Origin of the sequence: Streptosporangium sp. NPDC006930 (genome assembly GCF_040635605.1) — a bacterium.
GTDB lineage: Bacteria > Actinomycetota > Actinomycetes > Streptosporangiales > Streptosporangiaceae > Streptosporangium.
This window is the reverse complement of the sequence record NZ_JBEYID010000033.1, coordinates 35557-50485: the sequence shown is the minus strand read 5'-3', so window position 1 is coordinate 50485 and position 14929 is coordinate 35557. Positions and strand designations below refer to the sequence as shown.

At 69.3% G+C, this 14929-nt stretch carries 12 protein-coding genes; 11 read left to right on the top strand and 1 reads right to left on the bottom strand.

Annotated elements, in window-relative coordinates; all coding sequences use genetic code 11:
* Positions 1-75: 75 nt before the first annotated feature.
* From ABZ664_RS36775 to ABZ664_RS36730, 10 genes are all read left to right on the top strand, one after another.
* On the top strand, positions 76-2865 hold the full coding sequence (locus ABZ664_RS36775; protein WP_362521203.1) for a LuxR family transcriptional regulator: 2790 nt from the start codon (positions 76-78) through the stop codon (positions 2863-2865).
* A complete protein-coding gene (locus ABZ664_RS36770) occupies positions 2858-5698 on the top strand; it encodes an AAA family ATPase (RefSeq protein WP_362521200.1) in 2841 nt (946 codons plus the stop codon). Before ABZ664_RS36775 ends, ABZ664_RS36770 begins: the two co-directional genes overlap by 8 nt.
* A gap of 525 nt (positions 5699-6223) precedes the next feature.
* The gene (locus tag ABZ664_RS36765; protein ID WP_362521197.1) at positions 6224-6994 is read left to right on the top strand and encodes a LuxR C-terminal-related transcriptional regulator; all 771 of its coding nucleotides are present in this window, start codon (positions 6224-6226) and stop codon (positions 6992-6994) included.
* Between the two features lie 74 nt (positions 6995-7068).
* Entirely contained in the window at positions 7069-7278 is a 210-nt protein-coding gene (locus ABZ664_RS36760) for a DUF5988 family protein (RefSeq protein WP_362521194.1), read from the top strand.
* Positions 7279-7416: 138 nt separating this feature from the next.
* Complete coding sequence (locus ABZ664_RS36755; protein WP_362521191.1) at positions 7417-7977, top strand: cold shock domain-containing protein; 561 nt, start codon at positions 7417-7419, stop codon at positions 7975-7977.
* A gap of 360 nt (positions 7978-8337) precedes the next feature.
* On the top strand, positions 8338-9369 hold the full coding sequence (locus ABZ664_RS36750) for a GDP-mannose 4,6-dehydratase (protein ID WP_362521188.1): 1032 nt from the start codon (positions 8338-8340) through the stop codon (positions 9367-9369).
* A gap of 96 nt (positions 9370-9465) precedes the next feature.
* Positions 9466-10329: a 3-hydroxyacyl-CoA dehydrogenase family protein gene (locus tag ABZ664_RS36745; RefSeq protein ID WP_362521185.1), complete on the top strand. Its 864-nt coding sequence runs from the start codon at positions 9466-9468 to the stop codon at positions 10327-10329.
* Positions 10326-10616: an acyl carrier protein gene (locus ABZ664_RS36740; RefSeq protein WP_362521182.1), complete on the top strand. Its 291-nt coding sequence runs from the start codon at positions 10326-10328 to the stop codon at positions 10614-10616. Before ABZ664_RS36745 ends, ABZ664_RS36740 begins: the two co-directional genes overlap by 4 nt.
* The gene (locus ABZ664_RS36735) at positions 10609-11718 is read left to right on the top strand and encodes an acyl-CoA dehydrogenase family protein (protein ID WP_362521179.1); all 1110 of its coding nucleotides are present in this window, start codon (positions 10609-10611) and stop codon (positions 11716-11718) included. Before ABZ664_RS36740 ends, ABZ664_RS36735 begins: the two co-directional genes overlap by 8 nt.
* 18 nt (positions 11719-11736) lie before the next feature.
* Positions 11737-12867 carry an HAD-IIIC family phosphatase gene (locus ABZ664_RS36730; protein WP_362521177.1) on the top strand — a complete coding sequence of 377 codons (1131 nt, stop codon included), beginning with the start codon at positions 11737-11739 and terminating at the stop codon, positions 12865-12867.
* Here ABZ664_RS36730 and ABZ664_RS36725 read toward each other — a convergent pair.
* Positions 12864-13496, bottom strand: a complete 633-nt coding sequence (locus tag ABZ664_RS36725) for a class I SAM-dependent methyltransferase (protein ID WP_362521174.1) — start codon at positions 13494-13496, stop codon at positions 12864-12866. The genes ABZ664_RS36730 and ABZ664_RS36725 overlap by 4 nt on opposite strands.
* 219 nt (positions 13497-13715) lie before the next feature.
* Here ABZ664_RS36725 and ABZ664_RS36720 point away from each other — a divergent pair, with 219 nt between their 5' ends.
* On the top strand, positions 13716-14900 hold the full coding sequence (locus ABZ664_RS36720; RefSeq protein ID WP_362521171.1) for a transposase: 1185 nt from the start codon (positions 13716-13718) through the stop codon (positions 14898-14900).
* Positions 14901-14929 lie beyond the last annotated feature (29 nt).

Here is a 14929-nt window from a genome sequence, read left to right as displayed (position 1 = left end):
CGACGAGCCGGTGTCGTGCGCATGGCGCTAGCGAAGGGGAGAGCCGCGACGCACGGGCCGGCACGCACGTGGTCGGTGAGTGTCACCGAGCGAGGCGCTCGCTGGAGGGATGCCGCACCGGAGTTCCTGGCCGAGAGGGAAGGGCAGACAAGCCTGCTGGGTAAGCAGGTGGCGATGCTCCTGCGTGGCCGTCCGGGGGTGGTGACCGTACTCGGGGCGCCGGGCACGGGAAGGAGCGCGCTGCTCAGGGCGGTCGTCGCCCGCGCCAGGAAGGCCGGGCTGCTCGCTGTCCTCGCCCGCTGCTCGCCCGCCGAGGCCGATCTCCGCTACAGCGTGGTCTCGCAGATCGCCGCCGGACTGGCCGGCGCCGGATATCCGGCCTTCGCGCGGCGCCTGTGGGCGGAGGAACAGCCGGCCACGACCTTGATTCCCGCGCTGTGCGGGGAGTTCGTGGCGCTCGCGGGAAACCGTCCGTTGCTGATCGCCCTGGACGATGCCCGGTGGGCGGACGAGGAATCGAAGGCATGGCTGGCGGCCATGACACACCGGCTGCGATATGCGCCGATTCTCCTGGTGCAGGCCGGAGCTCCCGGCGAAGACTGCGCCGTCGAACCGGTCACCGAGCCCGGGCCGGTCTCCAGCAGCGTGATCCACGTGCCGCCGCTGCGCGAGCACGGGGTCCGGGAGGTGATCGTCTCCCGGTACGCGGGGCCCGTCGACGGGGCGTTCGTGACCGCGGCCACCGAAGCCACGGGCGGCAGCCCGGCGGCCCTGCTCGCCGTGCTCGACCATTTCGTGCGCGCCTCCCTGCCGCCCGTCGCGCGGTACGTCCCGGCTCTGCTGGAGCGGGCCGCCGAGGTGAGCGGTGACCAGGTGACGAGGGGCATCTCCCGCCTGCCCGCGGACGCGCTCGCGCTGCTGCTCGCGATAGCCGTCTGCGAGGGCGGCCTCGACGCCGACCTGCTCGCCTCGCTGGCGCCACCGAGGACGATGTCCTCCGAGCAGGCACTGTCCGTCCTCGTGCGCCTGGGGCTGGTGACCGAGGGGAGGACCCCGTCGCCGTCGAGCCCGCTCATCGCCGCCAGGGCGCTGGCCCGGATGGAGATCGGGGAGCGGCAGGCACTCGCGATGCGCGCCGTCGAGCTCGGGTACCGGGCGGCGATCCCGGAGGAACGGCTCGCCCGGTTGCTGCTCAACACGCGGCCGGTCGGTGCCGAATGGGTGGTGAGCCTTCTGAGCCGGGTGGCCACGCAGCGTCGTCTCGACGGGGATCACGAGGGTGCCGCGGCACTGCTCGGCCGGGCGCTCAGGGAGCCGGTGGGGGACGAGCAGCGGCAACGGCTGCTCATCGAGCTGGCGATGATGGAGGCGGACCGCAACTCGGAGACGAGCGACAGGCGGCTGCAGCAGGTGCTGCTGAACAGCGGTACCGAGGTGTCGGTCGGGACACTCGTCCGGGCGGCCGATCTGCTCGGCTCGCGGGGCGACGCGTCCGCCACGTACCGCGCCGTCGCGACGGCCCACGCGCGCAGAGGGGCGGGTGGAGCCGGCCTCGAATCGCTGGCGGCCATCGGATGGCTCGCGGAGAACGACTGCGCGCCCGGTGATCCCGCGCTGCCCGTGCACTCGTTCCCCGAACCGTCCGACGAGCCGGGAGACCCCGTGCGGGCGGGCGTCGCGGCCTGGATGCTCGCCGCCAGGGGGGAGCGTCTGCCACGGGTGCGGGAACTGGCCAGGACGGCCTTCCAGGTGAGGGGTGAGGAGCAGCCGTTCAGCCCCAGGATCCACGCGGCGAGGGCGCTGCTTCTGGCCGACGAGGTCGCCGAGGCGGTGATCGGGCTGGACGAGGTCCTGGCCGACGCCCGGCGCTGCGGCGCACGGGCACCGGCCGCGCTGGCGCTGATCCACCGCGGCCGATGCGAGATGCGGCGGGGAAACCTCGGGCAGGCGGTGTACGACTTCGAGGCGGCACTGGCGGAGTTGCCGCTCACCTCGTGGCATCCGCGGATGGTCCCCTTCCTTGTCGCGACGGAGGCCTACCTGCATCTCGCCGGCCGGTCCGTGGAGAAGGCCGAGCAGTCGCTGGCCTTCGAGTTCCCTTCGGGAGCGGACCAGGGCGTGGCCTGGGCGGCACTGCTGTACACGCGCGCCAGGGTGCACATGGAGCTGGCGGACCCCGAGGCCGCGCTGCGCGACATCAACGAGTGCGGGCGCGTGCTTCTGTCCAGGGGCTGGACGAATCCCGCGGTGCTGTCATGGCGATCGGTGGCCGCCGTGGCGAACAGCGCGTGCGGCAACACCGAGACCGCCAGGCGGCTGGCGTTGGAGGGGTGGGAGCGGGCGAGGGAGTGGGGCGCCCCCAGTGCGCTGGATGTCGCGCGACTGTGCGCGTCGCAGGTGCTGGACGGTGTCCAGGCGGCGAGCGACCTCGAACACGACGTGCGAATCCCGCGGGAGCCGGCGCCGTACGGCCGCCACGCGACGGTGCCGGCCGAGCCCGCCGCGGCGTCGTCGGCGGCGAGGGGATACATCGTGACTCGGAGTCGATCGGAGGCGACGGTGAGAATCGACGCGCCTGCCGCTAGACTCACCGGACGGTCCGAGCGCCCTGCCGTGGAGGTTGTCGCGGAAGGGGCGTCGGCGCTGAACGAAACGAGGTACCCACTGACCGCCAATGAGGAACGGGTCGCGGGGCTGGCCGCCGCGGGTCACTCGAACGCCTACATCGCGAGCGTCCTGTCGGTGAGCCTCCGGACGGTGGAGCTGCGGCTGACCACGATCTATCGCAAGCTCGCGGTCACCAACCGCAACGAACTCGCCTCGCTCCTCGCCTCGATCCCGGCACCGCGGAACATGGGTGAGTGAATCCATGCTGCTGGAACGGGAAAAGGAGCTGGCGCGGGCGGAGCAGGCGGTTCAGGCGGCCGTGGCGGGCAACGGATCCATGATGGCGGTCATCGGCCCGCCCGGCGTCGGCAAGTCGGCCCTGTTGCGCACCCTGGCCGACGCGGCCGCCCCGCACGCGCGGGTCCTGCGCGCCGGCGGCACGCTCCTCGAACAGGACTTCGCGTTCGGCGTCGTCCAGCAGTTGTTCGAGCCGATCCTGGCCGGGGCGGAGAAGGATCGCTGGGATACCTGGTTCCAGGGCACGGCGAGCCTGGTGCAGGGGATGTTCTTCGGTGAGTCGCACGCGATCGGACCGAACCGGTCGCTCAGGCAGGAGTCGGTCCTGCAGGGGCTGAACTCGCTGATCGCCAACCTCAGCGAGGGCGGCGAGGGCGGCGAGGGCAGGGCCCTGGTGGTGGTGGTCGACGACCTGCAGTGGGCGGACGCGCCGTCCCTTCGCTGGCTGGCGTACCTCGCCAGGCGGCTGGACGGCACGCGGGTTCTGGTCGCCGGGGCCTTCTCCGAGGAGTGCGCGGCCTCCGACCCGATGTTGCTCAGGGAGATCGCCGCCTCGGGCGCTCGTACGCTGCACCCGAGGCCGCTCTCCGTCGGAGGAGTGCGTCGGCTGATCGGCGAGGAGTTCGGGGAGTCCTGCGATCTCGAATTCGCCCGAGCCTGTCATGAGGTGTCCGGTGGGAATCCCGCTTCGTTGGCCGCGATGCTGCACAGGTTGCGCACGGCCGGCTTCCAGCCGGTCGCGGCACGGGCCGGTGAGGTTCACGCCGCGAGCCAGCCGTTCCTCCGCGACCGCCGGATGTTCTGCCTCGGCATCCAGCCCGTGGTCGTCCGGGATCTCGCGCAGGCGATGGTCGTGCTCGGAGACCTGGCGGAGCCGGAGCTGATCAGCGAACTCGCCGGTCTGGACAGTATCGACTACAAGTCCGCGATGCAGACCCTGGACCGCCTGGGCCTGCTCGCCGGCGGCGAATTGCCCCGGTTCGTCCACCAGAGCGTGCGGTACGGCATCGAATCGGGGATGAGCACCGACACGCGCGCCTCGATGCACCGCCGGGCGGCGGCGCTTTTGCACACCGTCGGCCACCCGGCCGAGCACGTCGCCGACCAGCTTCTGCAGGTCACCGCAGGGTACGAGGCCTGGGAGATCGGTGTCCTGCGCGCGGCCGCCGGCGCCGCGCTCGAACGCGGTGCCGGGAGGAAGGCGGCCCGTTACATCCGGCACGCGCTGCTGGACAGGCCGCCGGACAGCGAGGCCAGGGGGCGGCTCCTGGTCGACCTGGCCGCCGCCGAGCGGGGATTCGACCTCGCGTCCTCGGTCACCCACATCTCGCAGGCCGTGCCGATGCTCACCTCGGTGACGGAGCGGGCGGAGGCGGTGCTGTGGATCCCGCCCGTGATCGGCACGGTCAACCCGTCATCGGGCGCGCTCGTCCAGGACGTGGCGCGGCAGCTCCATGAGCGGGGTCCTTCGTACGCGCAGGGAGACCTCGGCCTGCGGCTGGAGGCCCGCACCCGCTGTCTCGGGATGCAGGACGCCGCGCATCTCGGCGCGGCGGCCGACCGGCTACGGGGGTTCGGTGCGGAGGTGCCGGTCTCCACGGGTCCCGGGCGGGAGCTGCTGGCCGTGCTCGCGTACGCGGCGACGATGACCGGTGGTGCCACGGCCGCCGAGATCTCCGCCCTCGTCGGCCGGATCCTGGAGCGGGAGCCGCCGCGCGCGGGGCATGCCTACACCGCTCTCCCGCTGCTGGTCCAGGCACTGGTCCTCGCCGACACGGCGGCTTCGGTGACCCCGTGGCTGGAGGCGATGCGAGAACAGGCTCAGCGCCAGGAGCTCGAAGGGGTCATCGCGCTGGTCAACGCGGAGCGGAGCATGATCCTTCGCGCGTCGGGGCATGTGCTCCAGGCCAGGAGCACCGCGCTGAGCGTGGCCGACAACGCCGGTTCGTCCTGGCCGGAGGCGAGGACGCTGTCCATCTGGACGCTCGCCATGATCGCGCTTGAGACGCAGGACGTCGAGCTGGGCGAGCGGGTGATCCGCACCAGTCCGGAGAGCGGTGACCTCCGGGTGGTGGTCGCGCATCGCATGGTCCGGGGGATGCTGGACGCGGTGCGGGGCGATCTGGCGGCAGCGCTGCACAGGTTCCTCGACAGCGGCAGGCAGCTGTCGCGCTGCGGGTGGACGAACGCGGCACTGTACCCCTGGCGGGTATGGGCCGCGGCGGTGAACCACCGGCTCGGGAGGGTGCAGGCGGCGACCGAGCTGGCCGATGAGGAGTACGCCTTCGCCTGCGAGTGGGGCGCCCCCTCGACGTACGGCCGTGCGCTGCGGCTGCGCGGCATGATCGCTCCTGGTGAGGAGGGCGTCGATCTCCTCAGGCGGGCCGTCGAGGCGCTTCGCCGTTCCGAGGATCGGATCGAGCTGTCCAGGACACTCACGCTCCTCGGCAGAAGACTCGCGGAGATGGGTGCCGACGACGCGGAGGAGTTTGTCTCCGAGGGCACGCGGATCGCGAGGGAACGTGGCGTCTCCTGGGCCGAGGGCGACAGGGACTCGGAGCTGAACGGCCCGGCGCTGCGACTGTCCGCACCCGAGCGAGGCGAGCTGACCAAGACCGAGGAGACGGTCGTCGCCTTCGTACTGCGGGGATGGACGAACCAGCGGATCGCCGACTCACTCGGGGTGACCCGGCGTGCCGTCGAAAAGAGCCTGACGAGCACCTATCGCAAGCTCGGGGTGAGCGGCAGGGCGGCGCTCGTCGAGGAACTGGGCGCGCGGAACGCGGACGAATAGGCGGTGTGACGGCCGCTCCGCCGGATCCCGCCAGGCGAATCGCCGCCTGCCACCTTCTGTGAAGGTCTCCGGGGCGTGGCCCCCGATTCCCGCCGTCGTCCGGCGCGGTCTCCGCCGGTCGGACGGCCGGGTGGTCCGCCGGCCGGATGCCTGTGGGCGGTCACCCGGCGGGGGCCGAGGAGCCGGGAGTCCGCGAAGTCATCGCTTCGGGCCGGTCGGCGGAAATCCGCGCCGGGGACCCCGGTCGGCGCCGGGCATCACGGTTCGCGGGTCCGGCATGATCCGCGTCGCGACGGGTAATTTCCGGCGGGCGGTGTGGTGCCGTCGCCGGTTCGAGGGCCCCGGCCGCACGCACGCTATTTAGTGCGGGACGTGAACTATTTCCCCGGGTGGGCGCAGGGAAGTTCGGTACCGAACGAGACCGCCCCACCGCACCGCAAGGTCCGAACCGGACGCCTCACGCACCACAGTCTTTTACTGTTTGTCGTGGACTTATGTTGACCTGCTTTCGGACCGATTAATATCATGTTAATAAGTGGATTTGGTCGTTACCCCATAGTTATCGGGTCATCGTCTCGTCTGCTGGAGGAGAGGAATGGTAATCAGATGAGTATTGATATCGGCATCGCTCCGGTTGATGAGGAACGGCGGCTTCGGTTAGTCGGCCAACCCGCCGACGGGATAGACCAGTATCGTTCCTTTTTCGACCAGTCGGGGATCTGCGTGGCGAATCTCGACCACGCGACCAGGGTTATCGAGGCGAATCTCGAATTCACCAAGCAATTCGGGCGTTCCCTGGCGGACATTCGAGGGCTGGCGTTCTGCGAGTTACTCCATCTGAGCGTCCGCGACAAGCTGGGACAGCAGTTCACCCATCTGACGGACCACCGGCGCGCCCGCTTCGAGGAGCGGGTGATCGCCGTGCGGCCGGACCAGACCGTGCTCGGCGGTGAGCTCACCGGGATCGCGCTGCACGGCGAGGCCGGCCACGTCGAGAGCGTCATGGTGGTGGTACGACCCGACCGGGAGCAGCGTGACGACCTGCTGACCGGGAAGAAGAGACTGCTCAGCAGCATGGAGGCGCGGGTACTCGAAGGGGTGGCCGCCGGGGTGTCGACCGTGCAGCTCGCGTCGATGCTGTACCTCAGCCGCGGCGGCGTGGAGTATCACGTGACGACGCTGCTGCGGAAGCTGAAGGCCACCAACCGCCCGGCTCTGGTCTCCAAGGCGTACTCCATGGGCATTTTCCGGCTCGGCTCCTGGCCGCCCCGGATTCTGCCCGACTTCGTGAAGTAAGTCCATGTAATCGGCCTGCGGTCGCGTGGTGATCTAGACGACCGCGCCGCCGGAACGGCAAGGGAGGTTTCATCGTGACCAGTGCGAAAATTGTGCTATCCGGTGGGCCGGAGCGACTTTCCGGTCAAAGCCCCGTTCGAACCATGGTCGCCCCGGAGGAGAAGGTGAAGATTCTCTCCGGTGCGGGATACGAGCACTTCGTGCACAACGGTGAATTTCTTACGGTCGACGGGGAGAACCTTCCGGTCTTCCAGTGGTCCGAGCGTACCAAGATAGCCGAGTAAACATACTCGACAACTTTGGAAGTGAGCGGTAAATCGTATGCGGGATAACCGTGGTCGCGCTCCCATCGGAATCGGGAGTGGGTTTCCGCGGTTATCGCAGACGATTATCCGAGCAAGAGGTACCCATTTCGGGAAAACGTGGCTCTGGTGAGGTGCGGTGTGGTGGTAACGGGTAAGCTCGTCAGCTTCGATGAATTTCGCGGATTCGGTTTCATCGCCCCCGACTCGGGTGGCGAAGATGTTTTCATGCACGTCAACGACCTGAACAGCGACAAGCGTCTCCTCTCGATCGACACGAGAGTCGAATTCAGGGTCGAGAACGGCGGAAAGGGACTGAAGGCGTCCCAGGTCCGCGTACTCGACAGGCCTGCCGCACCGAAGGCCGCCCTGTCCTCGCCGCCCTCGCCGTCCCTGTCGTCATCGTCGTCCCTGTCGTCTCCGCCCGCCGTGCCGAAACCCGCGCCGACGCCCGCGTCGATCGCGGCGGCACCGGCATCGGCGCCGGCACCGGCTGTCTCCGCCACCGACCGCCAGGGCAACGACGCCGGTTTCTGTGACGTGCTCTCCGTCGGGGAAATGACGCAGGAGATCACGGAAGCCCTGCTCGTGGCCGTGCCGACGATGACGGCGGAACAGTTGCTCGGCGTCCGCCGATGCCTCGTCGGCCTCGCCCAGACACACGGCTGGGTCGAGGAGTAGCGCTTCCGGCACCGGGCCGCCGATCTTGTCAGCCGGATGGCCCGGGTGCCGATCACGATCTCGCCGACGGTTCCGTGGGAGTTCGCGGTGAGCCCTCCAGTCTCTAAAGTCCCAGAAGTCCCAGAAGTCCCAGGAATCCCTGGAGTCCCGGTAATTCCTCGGCGTTTCCCGGCCTTCTCGACTCTGGTGGCAGGCCACTGTCACCGCCGATCATCTGACACCCGGAAGAACTCCCTCGGTCACGGGCCGGCGGTCCGCCGGCCCGACGGACTCGATTCCCGCTGTGGGCACGCCGTCGGCGTCTTCGCGGTCGCGACGGTGTCCGGTCGGAATCTGTTCGCGGTGCTGAAAGGAAAGTGCATGTCCAGGCGCGCGCTGATCACCGGTATCACCGGTCAAGACGGCTCTTATCTGGCTGAGCATCTACTGTCCCTGGGATACCAGGTTTGGGGGTTGATCAGAGGCCAGGCGAATCCCAGGAAATCCCGTGTCAGCCGCCTTGTCAGCGATCTGTCATTCGTCAACGGCGACCTGCTGGACGAGGGGAGCCTGGTGAGCGCGGTGGACAAGGTGCAGCCCGACGAGGTGTACAACCTCGCGGCGATCTCCTTCGTCCCGATGTCCTGGGACCAGGCCGAGCTGACCACCGAGGTCAACGGCATGGGCGTGCTCCGGATGCTGGAGGCGATCCGCCTGGTATGCGGGCTGGACAAGTCACGTGACGGCAACAGTGGTCAGATCCGCTTCTACCAGGCGTCGTCCTCGGAGATGTTCGGCAAGGTGGCGGAGAGCCCGCAGCACGAGACGACGATCTTTCATCCGCGCAGTCCCTACGGGGTCGCGAAGACATACGGCCATTTCATCACCCGGAACTATCGCGAGTCGTTCGACATGTACGGCGTCTCCGGGATCCTGTTCAACCACGAGTCGCCGCGCCGGGGCACGGAGTTCGTGACCAGGAAGATCTCCCTGGGGGTCGCCCACATCAAACTCGGCCTGCAGGACAAGCTGTATCTCGGAAACCTCGACGCGGTCCGCGACTGGGGATTCGCCGGCGACTACGTCAGGGCGATGCACCTCATGCTGCAGCAGGACGAACCCACCGACTACGTCGTGGGCACCGGGCACATGCACTCGGTGCGCGACGCCGTACAGATGGCCTTCGAGTATGTGGGACTGGACTGGCGCGACCACGTCGTCGTCGACCCGGCGCTGGTGCGTCCCGCGGAGGTGGAGACCCTCTGCGCCGACCCGAGCCGCGCCCGGATCGAGCTCGGCTGGGAGCCCAGCGTGAGCTTCGAGCAGCTGATGCACATGATGGTGGAGTCCGACCTCCAGCACGCCTCGCGCGAGCGGGACTTCGGAGACCTCATCCTCGCGTCGAGCTGGTGAGTTCACGGCCGTCTCTCAAGCCCTCGGCGTACAGGGGGAGAGGCGGCCCGTGAAGCACGGGAAAGGCAAACTCGAACCGCTATGTGAGGCTCAGGGATGAACGAAGTGGAAGATGCCCGTCTGGGGGTCCTAGGGGCCGGAGTGATGGGCACGGGGATCGCGGTCGTGGCGATCGGCCACGGTATCCCGGTCGTACTCGTCGACGTGTCGGAGGACAAGCTCGCCGACGCCCGGCACCGCGTCGACCTCCAACTCCGGCACGCGCGGCTGATGGGCACGGTACCGGCGAAGGGTCAGGTGGCCGACCTGACGACGACCACGGACCCCGCGGCCGTCGCCGGCGCCACCGCGGTCGTCGAAGCCGTCGTCGAGGACGCCGAGATCAAGGCGAAGGTACTGGGCGAGACGTCACAGCTGCTCAGGGCCGGCACCCCGCTGATCTCCAACACCTCCGGCATCCCGATCGGGGAGCTGGGAAGGTTCACCGTCCGCCCGGACGAGCTGGTCGGCGTCCACTTCATGAACCCCGCCTACCTGATCACGATGGTGGAGGTGATCAGAGGCGACCTGACGAGCGACGAGACGATGACCGCGGTCACCGGACTGCTGGCACGGATGGGGCGCCGCGGGATCGTCGTGAGGGACGCTCCGGGATTCGTCACGAGCAGGCTGCTCCACCCGATGATCAACGAGGCGGCACGGATCGTCGCGGCCGGTGTGACCAGCGCCGAGTCGGTGGACGACCTGATGCGAGGCTGCCTCGGACACCCCACGGGGCCCCTGCGCACGGCCGACCTGATCGGGCTGGACAACCTGGTCGACGCGCTGCGAGCCCTGTGGGAGCGCACCGGCGACGCGAACTTCCAGCCCTGTGAACTCCTGCTGGAGAAGGTGGCGATGGGCCATCTTGGGCGTAAATCCGGTAAGGGCTTCTACGACTACGAGAAGGTGCTTTCGTGAACACGCACCCAGAAGAGACGCTTCAGCCGACCCCCGACACCATCCGGAAACAGATCCTCGACTTCCTCCAGGAGCGGATCAAAACGGAGGTCGCCGTCGACAGAGACCTGTTCGCCTCCGGGCTCGTCAACTCGATGTTCGCCATGGAGTTGGTCGTCCACCTGGAGCAGAGGTACGGCATCGCCATCCTCGGCGAGGACCTGAAGCTGGACAACTTCCGCACCGTCGAGCGGATGGCCTCCCTCGTCCTGCGGCTGCTGGACACACCGGTGGCGGACCATGCCTGAATGGCTCGCCCAGGCGCGCCAAGGGGTCACCGACCTGGTCGGCGACCAGGCGGCGGAATGGGACCTCGAAGGTCTCCTTCCCACCGAGACGCTGCGGACCCTCGGCAAGCTGGGCCTGCTCTGCGCCGAGGTGCCGCCCGAATACGGCGGTGTCGGTGCGAACAGCTCCGACAACGGCGCCCTCACCGCGCACGTGGGCAGCCTGTGCAGTTCCCTGCGCAGCGTGATGACGTCACAGGGCATGGCGGCCTGGACGATCCAGCGGCTCGGTGACGCCCGTCAGCGCCAGGAGTACCTTCCGAGGCTGACCGGCGGCGAGCTGGCCGCCGTCGCCTTCAGCGAGCGCGAGGCCGGCAGCGATGTGACGGCGCTGACCACGCGGATACGTGCCGACGGCGACACGGTGGTGGTCGACGGGCGAAAGACGTGGACCACCGTCGCCCGCTACGCCGATCTGATCGTCGTCTTCGGACGGTACGGGGACGAGGGCGCCGCCGTCGTCGTCCCCGCCGAGACCCCGGGGGTCACCGTACGCCCGGTGCCCAACCCCAGCGGCTGCCGGGCCGCCGGGCACGCCGACGTCGACCTCGACGCCGTACGGCTTCCGGCGAGCGCGGTGCTCGGGGGCGGCGGCCAGCAGCTCCAGCTGCTGGTCACCACGGCCCTGGCCTACGGCCGGATATCGGTGGCCTGGGGTTGCGTCGGGATCCTGCGGGCCTGTCTCTCCGCGGCGGGCTCGCACGCGGGTACCCGCAGGCAGTTCGGCCGGCCACTCGCCGAACACCAGCTCGTCGCCCGCCACCTCGCCGAGCTCATGGCGGCGGAGCAGGCGGCGACCCGGGTCTGCGAGCACGCGAGCCGCTGCTGGGACGAGAGGTCACCGGAGATGGTGATCGCCACGGTCCTGGCCAAGTACATCGGCTCGACCGAGGCCGCACGCGGTGCGGCGGCGGCCGTACAGGTGCTGGCGTCGGCGGGGGCGCAGGACGGCCATGTGGTGGCGCGGGCCTATCGGGACGCGAAGCTCATGGAGCTCATCGAGGGCAGCAGCGAGATCTGCCAGCTCATTCTCGCCCAGCACGCCGTCGCACAGTCACACTGACCAAGACGAGGAGGACAGGTGCCCGACAAGACCTCGGTGGTGAAATGCCTGGTATGGGACCTGGACAACACGCTGTGGCAGGGAACTCTGCTGGAGAACGACGAGATCCGCCTGCCGGACTCCATCCGTGAACTCATCCGGGTGCTCGACTCCCGGGGCATCCTGCAGTCCGTCGCGAGCAAGAACGACCACGATCACGCCTGGGCGAAGCTCGAGGCGCTCGGCGTCGCCGAGTACTTCGTGCTGCCCCACATCGGCTGGTCGCCCAAGTCCGACTCGATCCGGCAGATCGCGGACGAACTGCGGTTCGCCCTCGACACGATCGCGTTCATCGACGACCAGGCCGCGGAACGGGCCGAGGTGGCGTTCCACCTTCCCGACGTACGGTGCTACTCCGCCGAACACGTCGCCGAGCTGGTCGGGCTGCCGGAGTTCAGCCCGGAGACGGTGACCGAGGACGCGAGAAGCCGGCGGCGGATGTACCAGGCGGGGTTCCGCCGGCAGGCCGCGAAGTCCGGCTTCACCGGTCCTGACGAGGAGTTCATCCGCTCGCTCGGCCTGGTGATGCACATCGAGCACGCGACGGCCGAACACCTCGCCCGCGTCGAGGAGCTGACCCTGCGCACCAGCCAGATGAACGCGACCGGTGTGCACTACTCGCGGGAGACGCTGGAGCGGCTGCTCGACGATCCCGGGCACCGCGTCCTGGTCACCTCGTTGAGCGACCGTTTCGGGCCGCACGGGGCGGTCGGGGTCATCCTGCTGGAGCTGGGCCGCAGGACATGGCATCTGAAGCTGCTCGCCACCTCCTGCAGGGTCGTGTCCTTCGGCGCGGGCACGGTGATCCTGCGCTGGCTGATCGACCAGGCCGCCCGCGCGGACGTGCACCTGGTGGCCGACTTCCGCCGCACCGACCGCAACCGGATGATGGAGATCGCCTACCGGTTCAGCGGATTCACCGAAGGGAAGTGCCCGTGCGTCGGGAGGCTGCCCGCCTCCGGGGTGAGCGGTCTGGAACGACTCCACCTCGTCCCGGCACCGCAGGGCCCGCCCACCACCATGACCCTCGTCGCACGCGACCTCGGGACCCTCGGGACCTCGTCAGGCCCCCGGCCCTTCGATCTGCGCAGCCCCTCACCCGTCGTCTAGCAGGGCGGTTCGGTCGCTCCCCGCTTGCGCACCAGGGTGATGCCGTCCGCCGCCGGCAGCAGTGAGATGTCCACCCGGTGGTCCTCTCGCAGGAGGGCGTTGAACTCGCGGATGGCCTCGGTGTCCGCGTCCCGCGCCGCCGGGTCGGTGACCTTGCCGAAGAACAGGGTGTTGTCCACCACGATCAGCCCGTTCTCCCTGAGCAGTGACAGGGCGGCCTCGTAGTACTTCGGGTAGCCGGGCTTGTCCGCGTCGATGAACACGAGGTCGACCGAGCCGGGCCCCTCGTCGAGCAGGAGCGCGGCGAGGGTGTCCGAGGCGTCGCCGATCCGCAGGTCGATCCGGTCGAGCACACCGGCCCGGCGCCAGTGGGGCATTCCGACGCGGGGCCACCGCTCGGTGATGTCGCAGGTGATGACGCGCCCCTCGGGAGCGACCGCGCGGGCGAGGCACAGCGTGCTGTAGCCGGTGAAGGTGCCGACCTCCAGCACGGTCCGCGCGCCCACGAGCCGGGCGAGCAGCGTCAACAGCTGCCCCTCCTCGGCCATGACCTGCATCGCCATGCCCGCGGGCAGGGCGGCGGTCTCCTCGCGCAGGGAACGCAGGATCTCGTCCTCCCGAAGCGACATCCGCCGAACGTACTCCGACAACTCTGCTGTGACATGCAGCTGACCGGCCATCAGTTCCTCCCGAGGGGACCGTCGTCTTCAGGCGACGGGGGAATCGGGAGCGGGAGGGCCGCCCAAGCCCGAGCGTGTAGTGGCCTGGCGGGTTCGCGCATTCCGCGTCGCCTCTTTCCGGTGTTCGATACGGTGGGAACAAAGGTTCGAGCGAGGGGGGTGGTGCTCGTGCGTAGGTCGTTGAAGTTCCTGTTGCGTCCCACCGCCCGCCAGAGTGCCGCGTTGGCCGCGTGCCTGGATGATCACCGTGCCTTGTACAACGCCGCGCTGGAGCACCGCCGCACCGCCTACGCCAAGGCGAAGGTGAGCATCCGCTACGGTGACCAATCCGCCGACCTCAAGTACATCCGCGCCGACGACGCGGGCGGTCAGGGCCGGTGGTCGTTCTCCTCTCAGCAGGCCACCCTGCGCCGCCTGGACAAGGCATTTGCGGCGTTCTTCGCCCGCGTCAAGGCCGGGCGCACGCCGGGCTTTCCCCGCTTCAAGGGCAACGGACGCCTCGACAGCGTCGAATGGCCGAAAGACGGCGACGGTTGCCGGTGGGACTCCCAGCCTGAACACCCCACCGCGACATATCTGCGCCTTCAGGGTGTCGGCCACGTCCGCGTCCACCGGCACCGGCCGGTGCGTGGCACCGTCAAGACGATCGGCGTCAAGCGGGAGGGCTCGCGCTGGTATGTGATCTTGTCGTGTGACGACGTGCCCGCCGAGCCGCTGCCCGCCACCGGCACTGCTGTCGGGATCGATCTGGGGGTGGCGTCGCTGGTCACCACCAGCGAGGGTGAGCACCTGGCCAACCCGCGCCACCTGGCCGCCTGCGCCGAGCGCCTCGCCGCCGCCCAGCGCGACCTCTCCCGCAAGAAACGCGGCTCCGCGCGGCGCCGCAAGGCGGTGGCCCGCGTCGCGGCCCTGCATGCCAAGGTCCGCCGTCAGCGCTTGGACGGCGCGCACAAGGCGGCCCTCGCGCTGGTCGGCGGCTACGACGTGATCGTGCACGAGGACCTGCGGATCGCGAACCTGACCCGCTCGGCCTCTGGCACGCTGGCGGCGCCCGGCGTCAACGTGGCGGCCAAGTCCGGTCTCAATCGCAGCATTCTGGACGCGGGGTTGGGGGTGTTCCTGACGATCCTCGCGGACAAGGCTGAAAGCGCCGGTCGAGAGCTGATCGCGGTGAACCCCGCCAACACCTCCCGCACCTGTGCCCGATGCGGGCACTGCGCGAAGGAGAACCGCGTCACTCAAGCCGAGTTCCGGTGCGTGTCGTGCGGGCATGCCGCGCACGCCGATGTAAACGCGGCGACCAACATTCTCAGGGCAGGGCTTGCCCTTCGCGACGCTGCGGAAGCGGCTTAACGAGAAGCCGCTCCCTTCAGGGAGCGGAG

Bases quoted from the DNA above. Each gene is read 5' to 3' on its own strand.
- ABZ664_RS36765 (WP_362521197.1), top strand. From the start codon at position 6,224: ATGTTAATAAGTGGATTTGGTCGTTACCCCATAGTTATCGGGTCATCG.
- ABZ664_RS36750 (WP_362521188.1), top strand. From the start codon at position 8,338: ATGTCCAGGCGCGCGCTGATCACCGGTATCACCGGTCAAGACGGCTCT.
- ABZ664_RS36745 (WP_362521185.1), top strand. From the start codon at position 9,466: ATGAACGAAGTGGAAGATGCCCGTCTGGGGGTCCTAGGGGCCGGAGTG.
- ABZ664_RS36735 (WP_362521179.1), top strand. From the start codon at position 10,609: ATGCCTGAATGGCTCGCCCAGGCGCGCCAAGGGGTCACCGACCTGGTC.
- ABZ664_RS36725 (WP_362521174.1), bottom strand. From the start codon at position 13,496: ATGTCGCTTCGGGAGGACGAGATCCTGCGTTCCCTGCGCGAGGAGACC.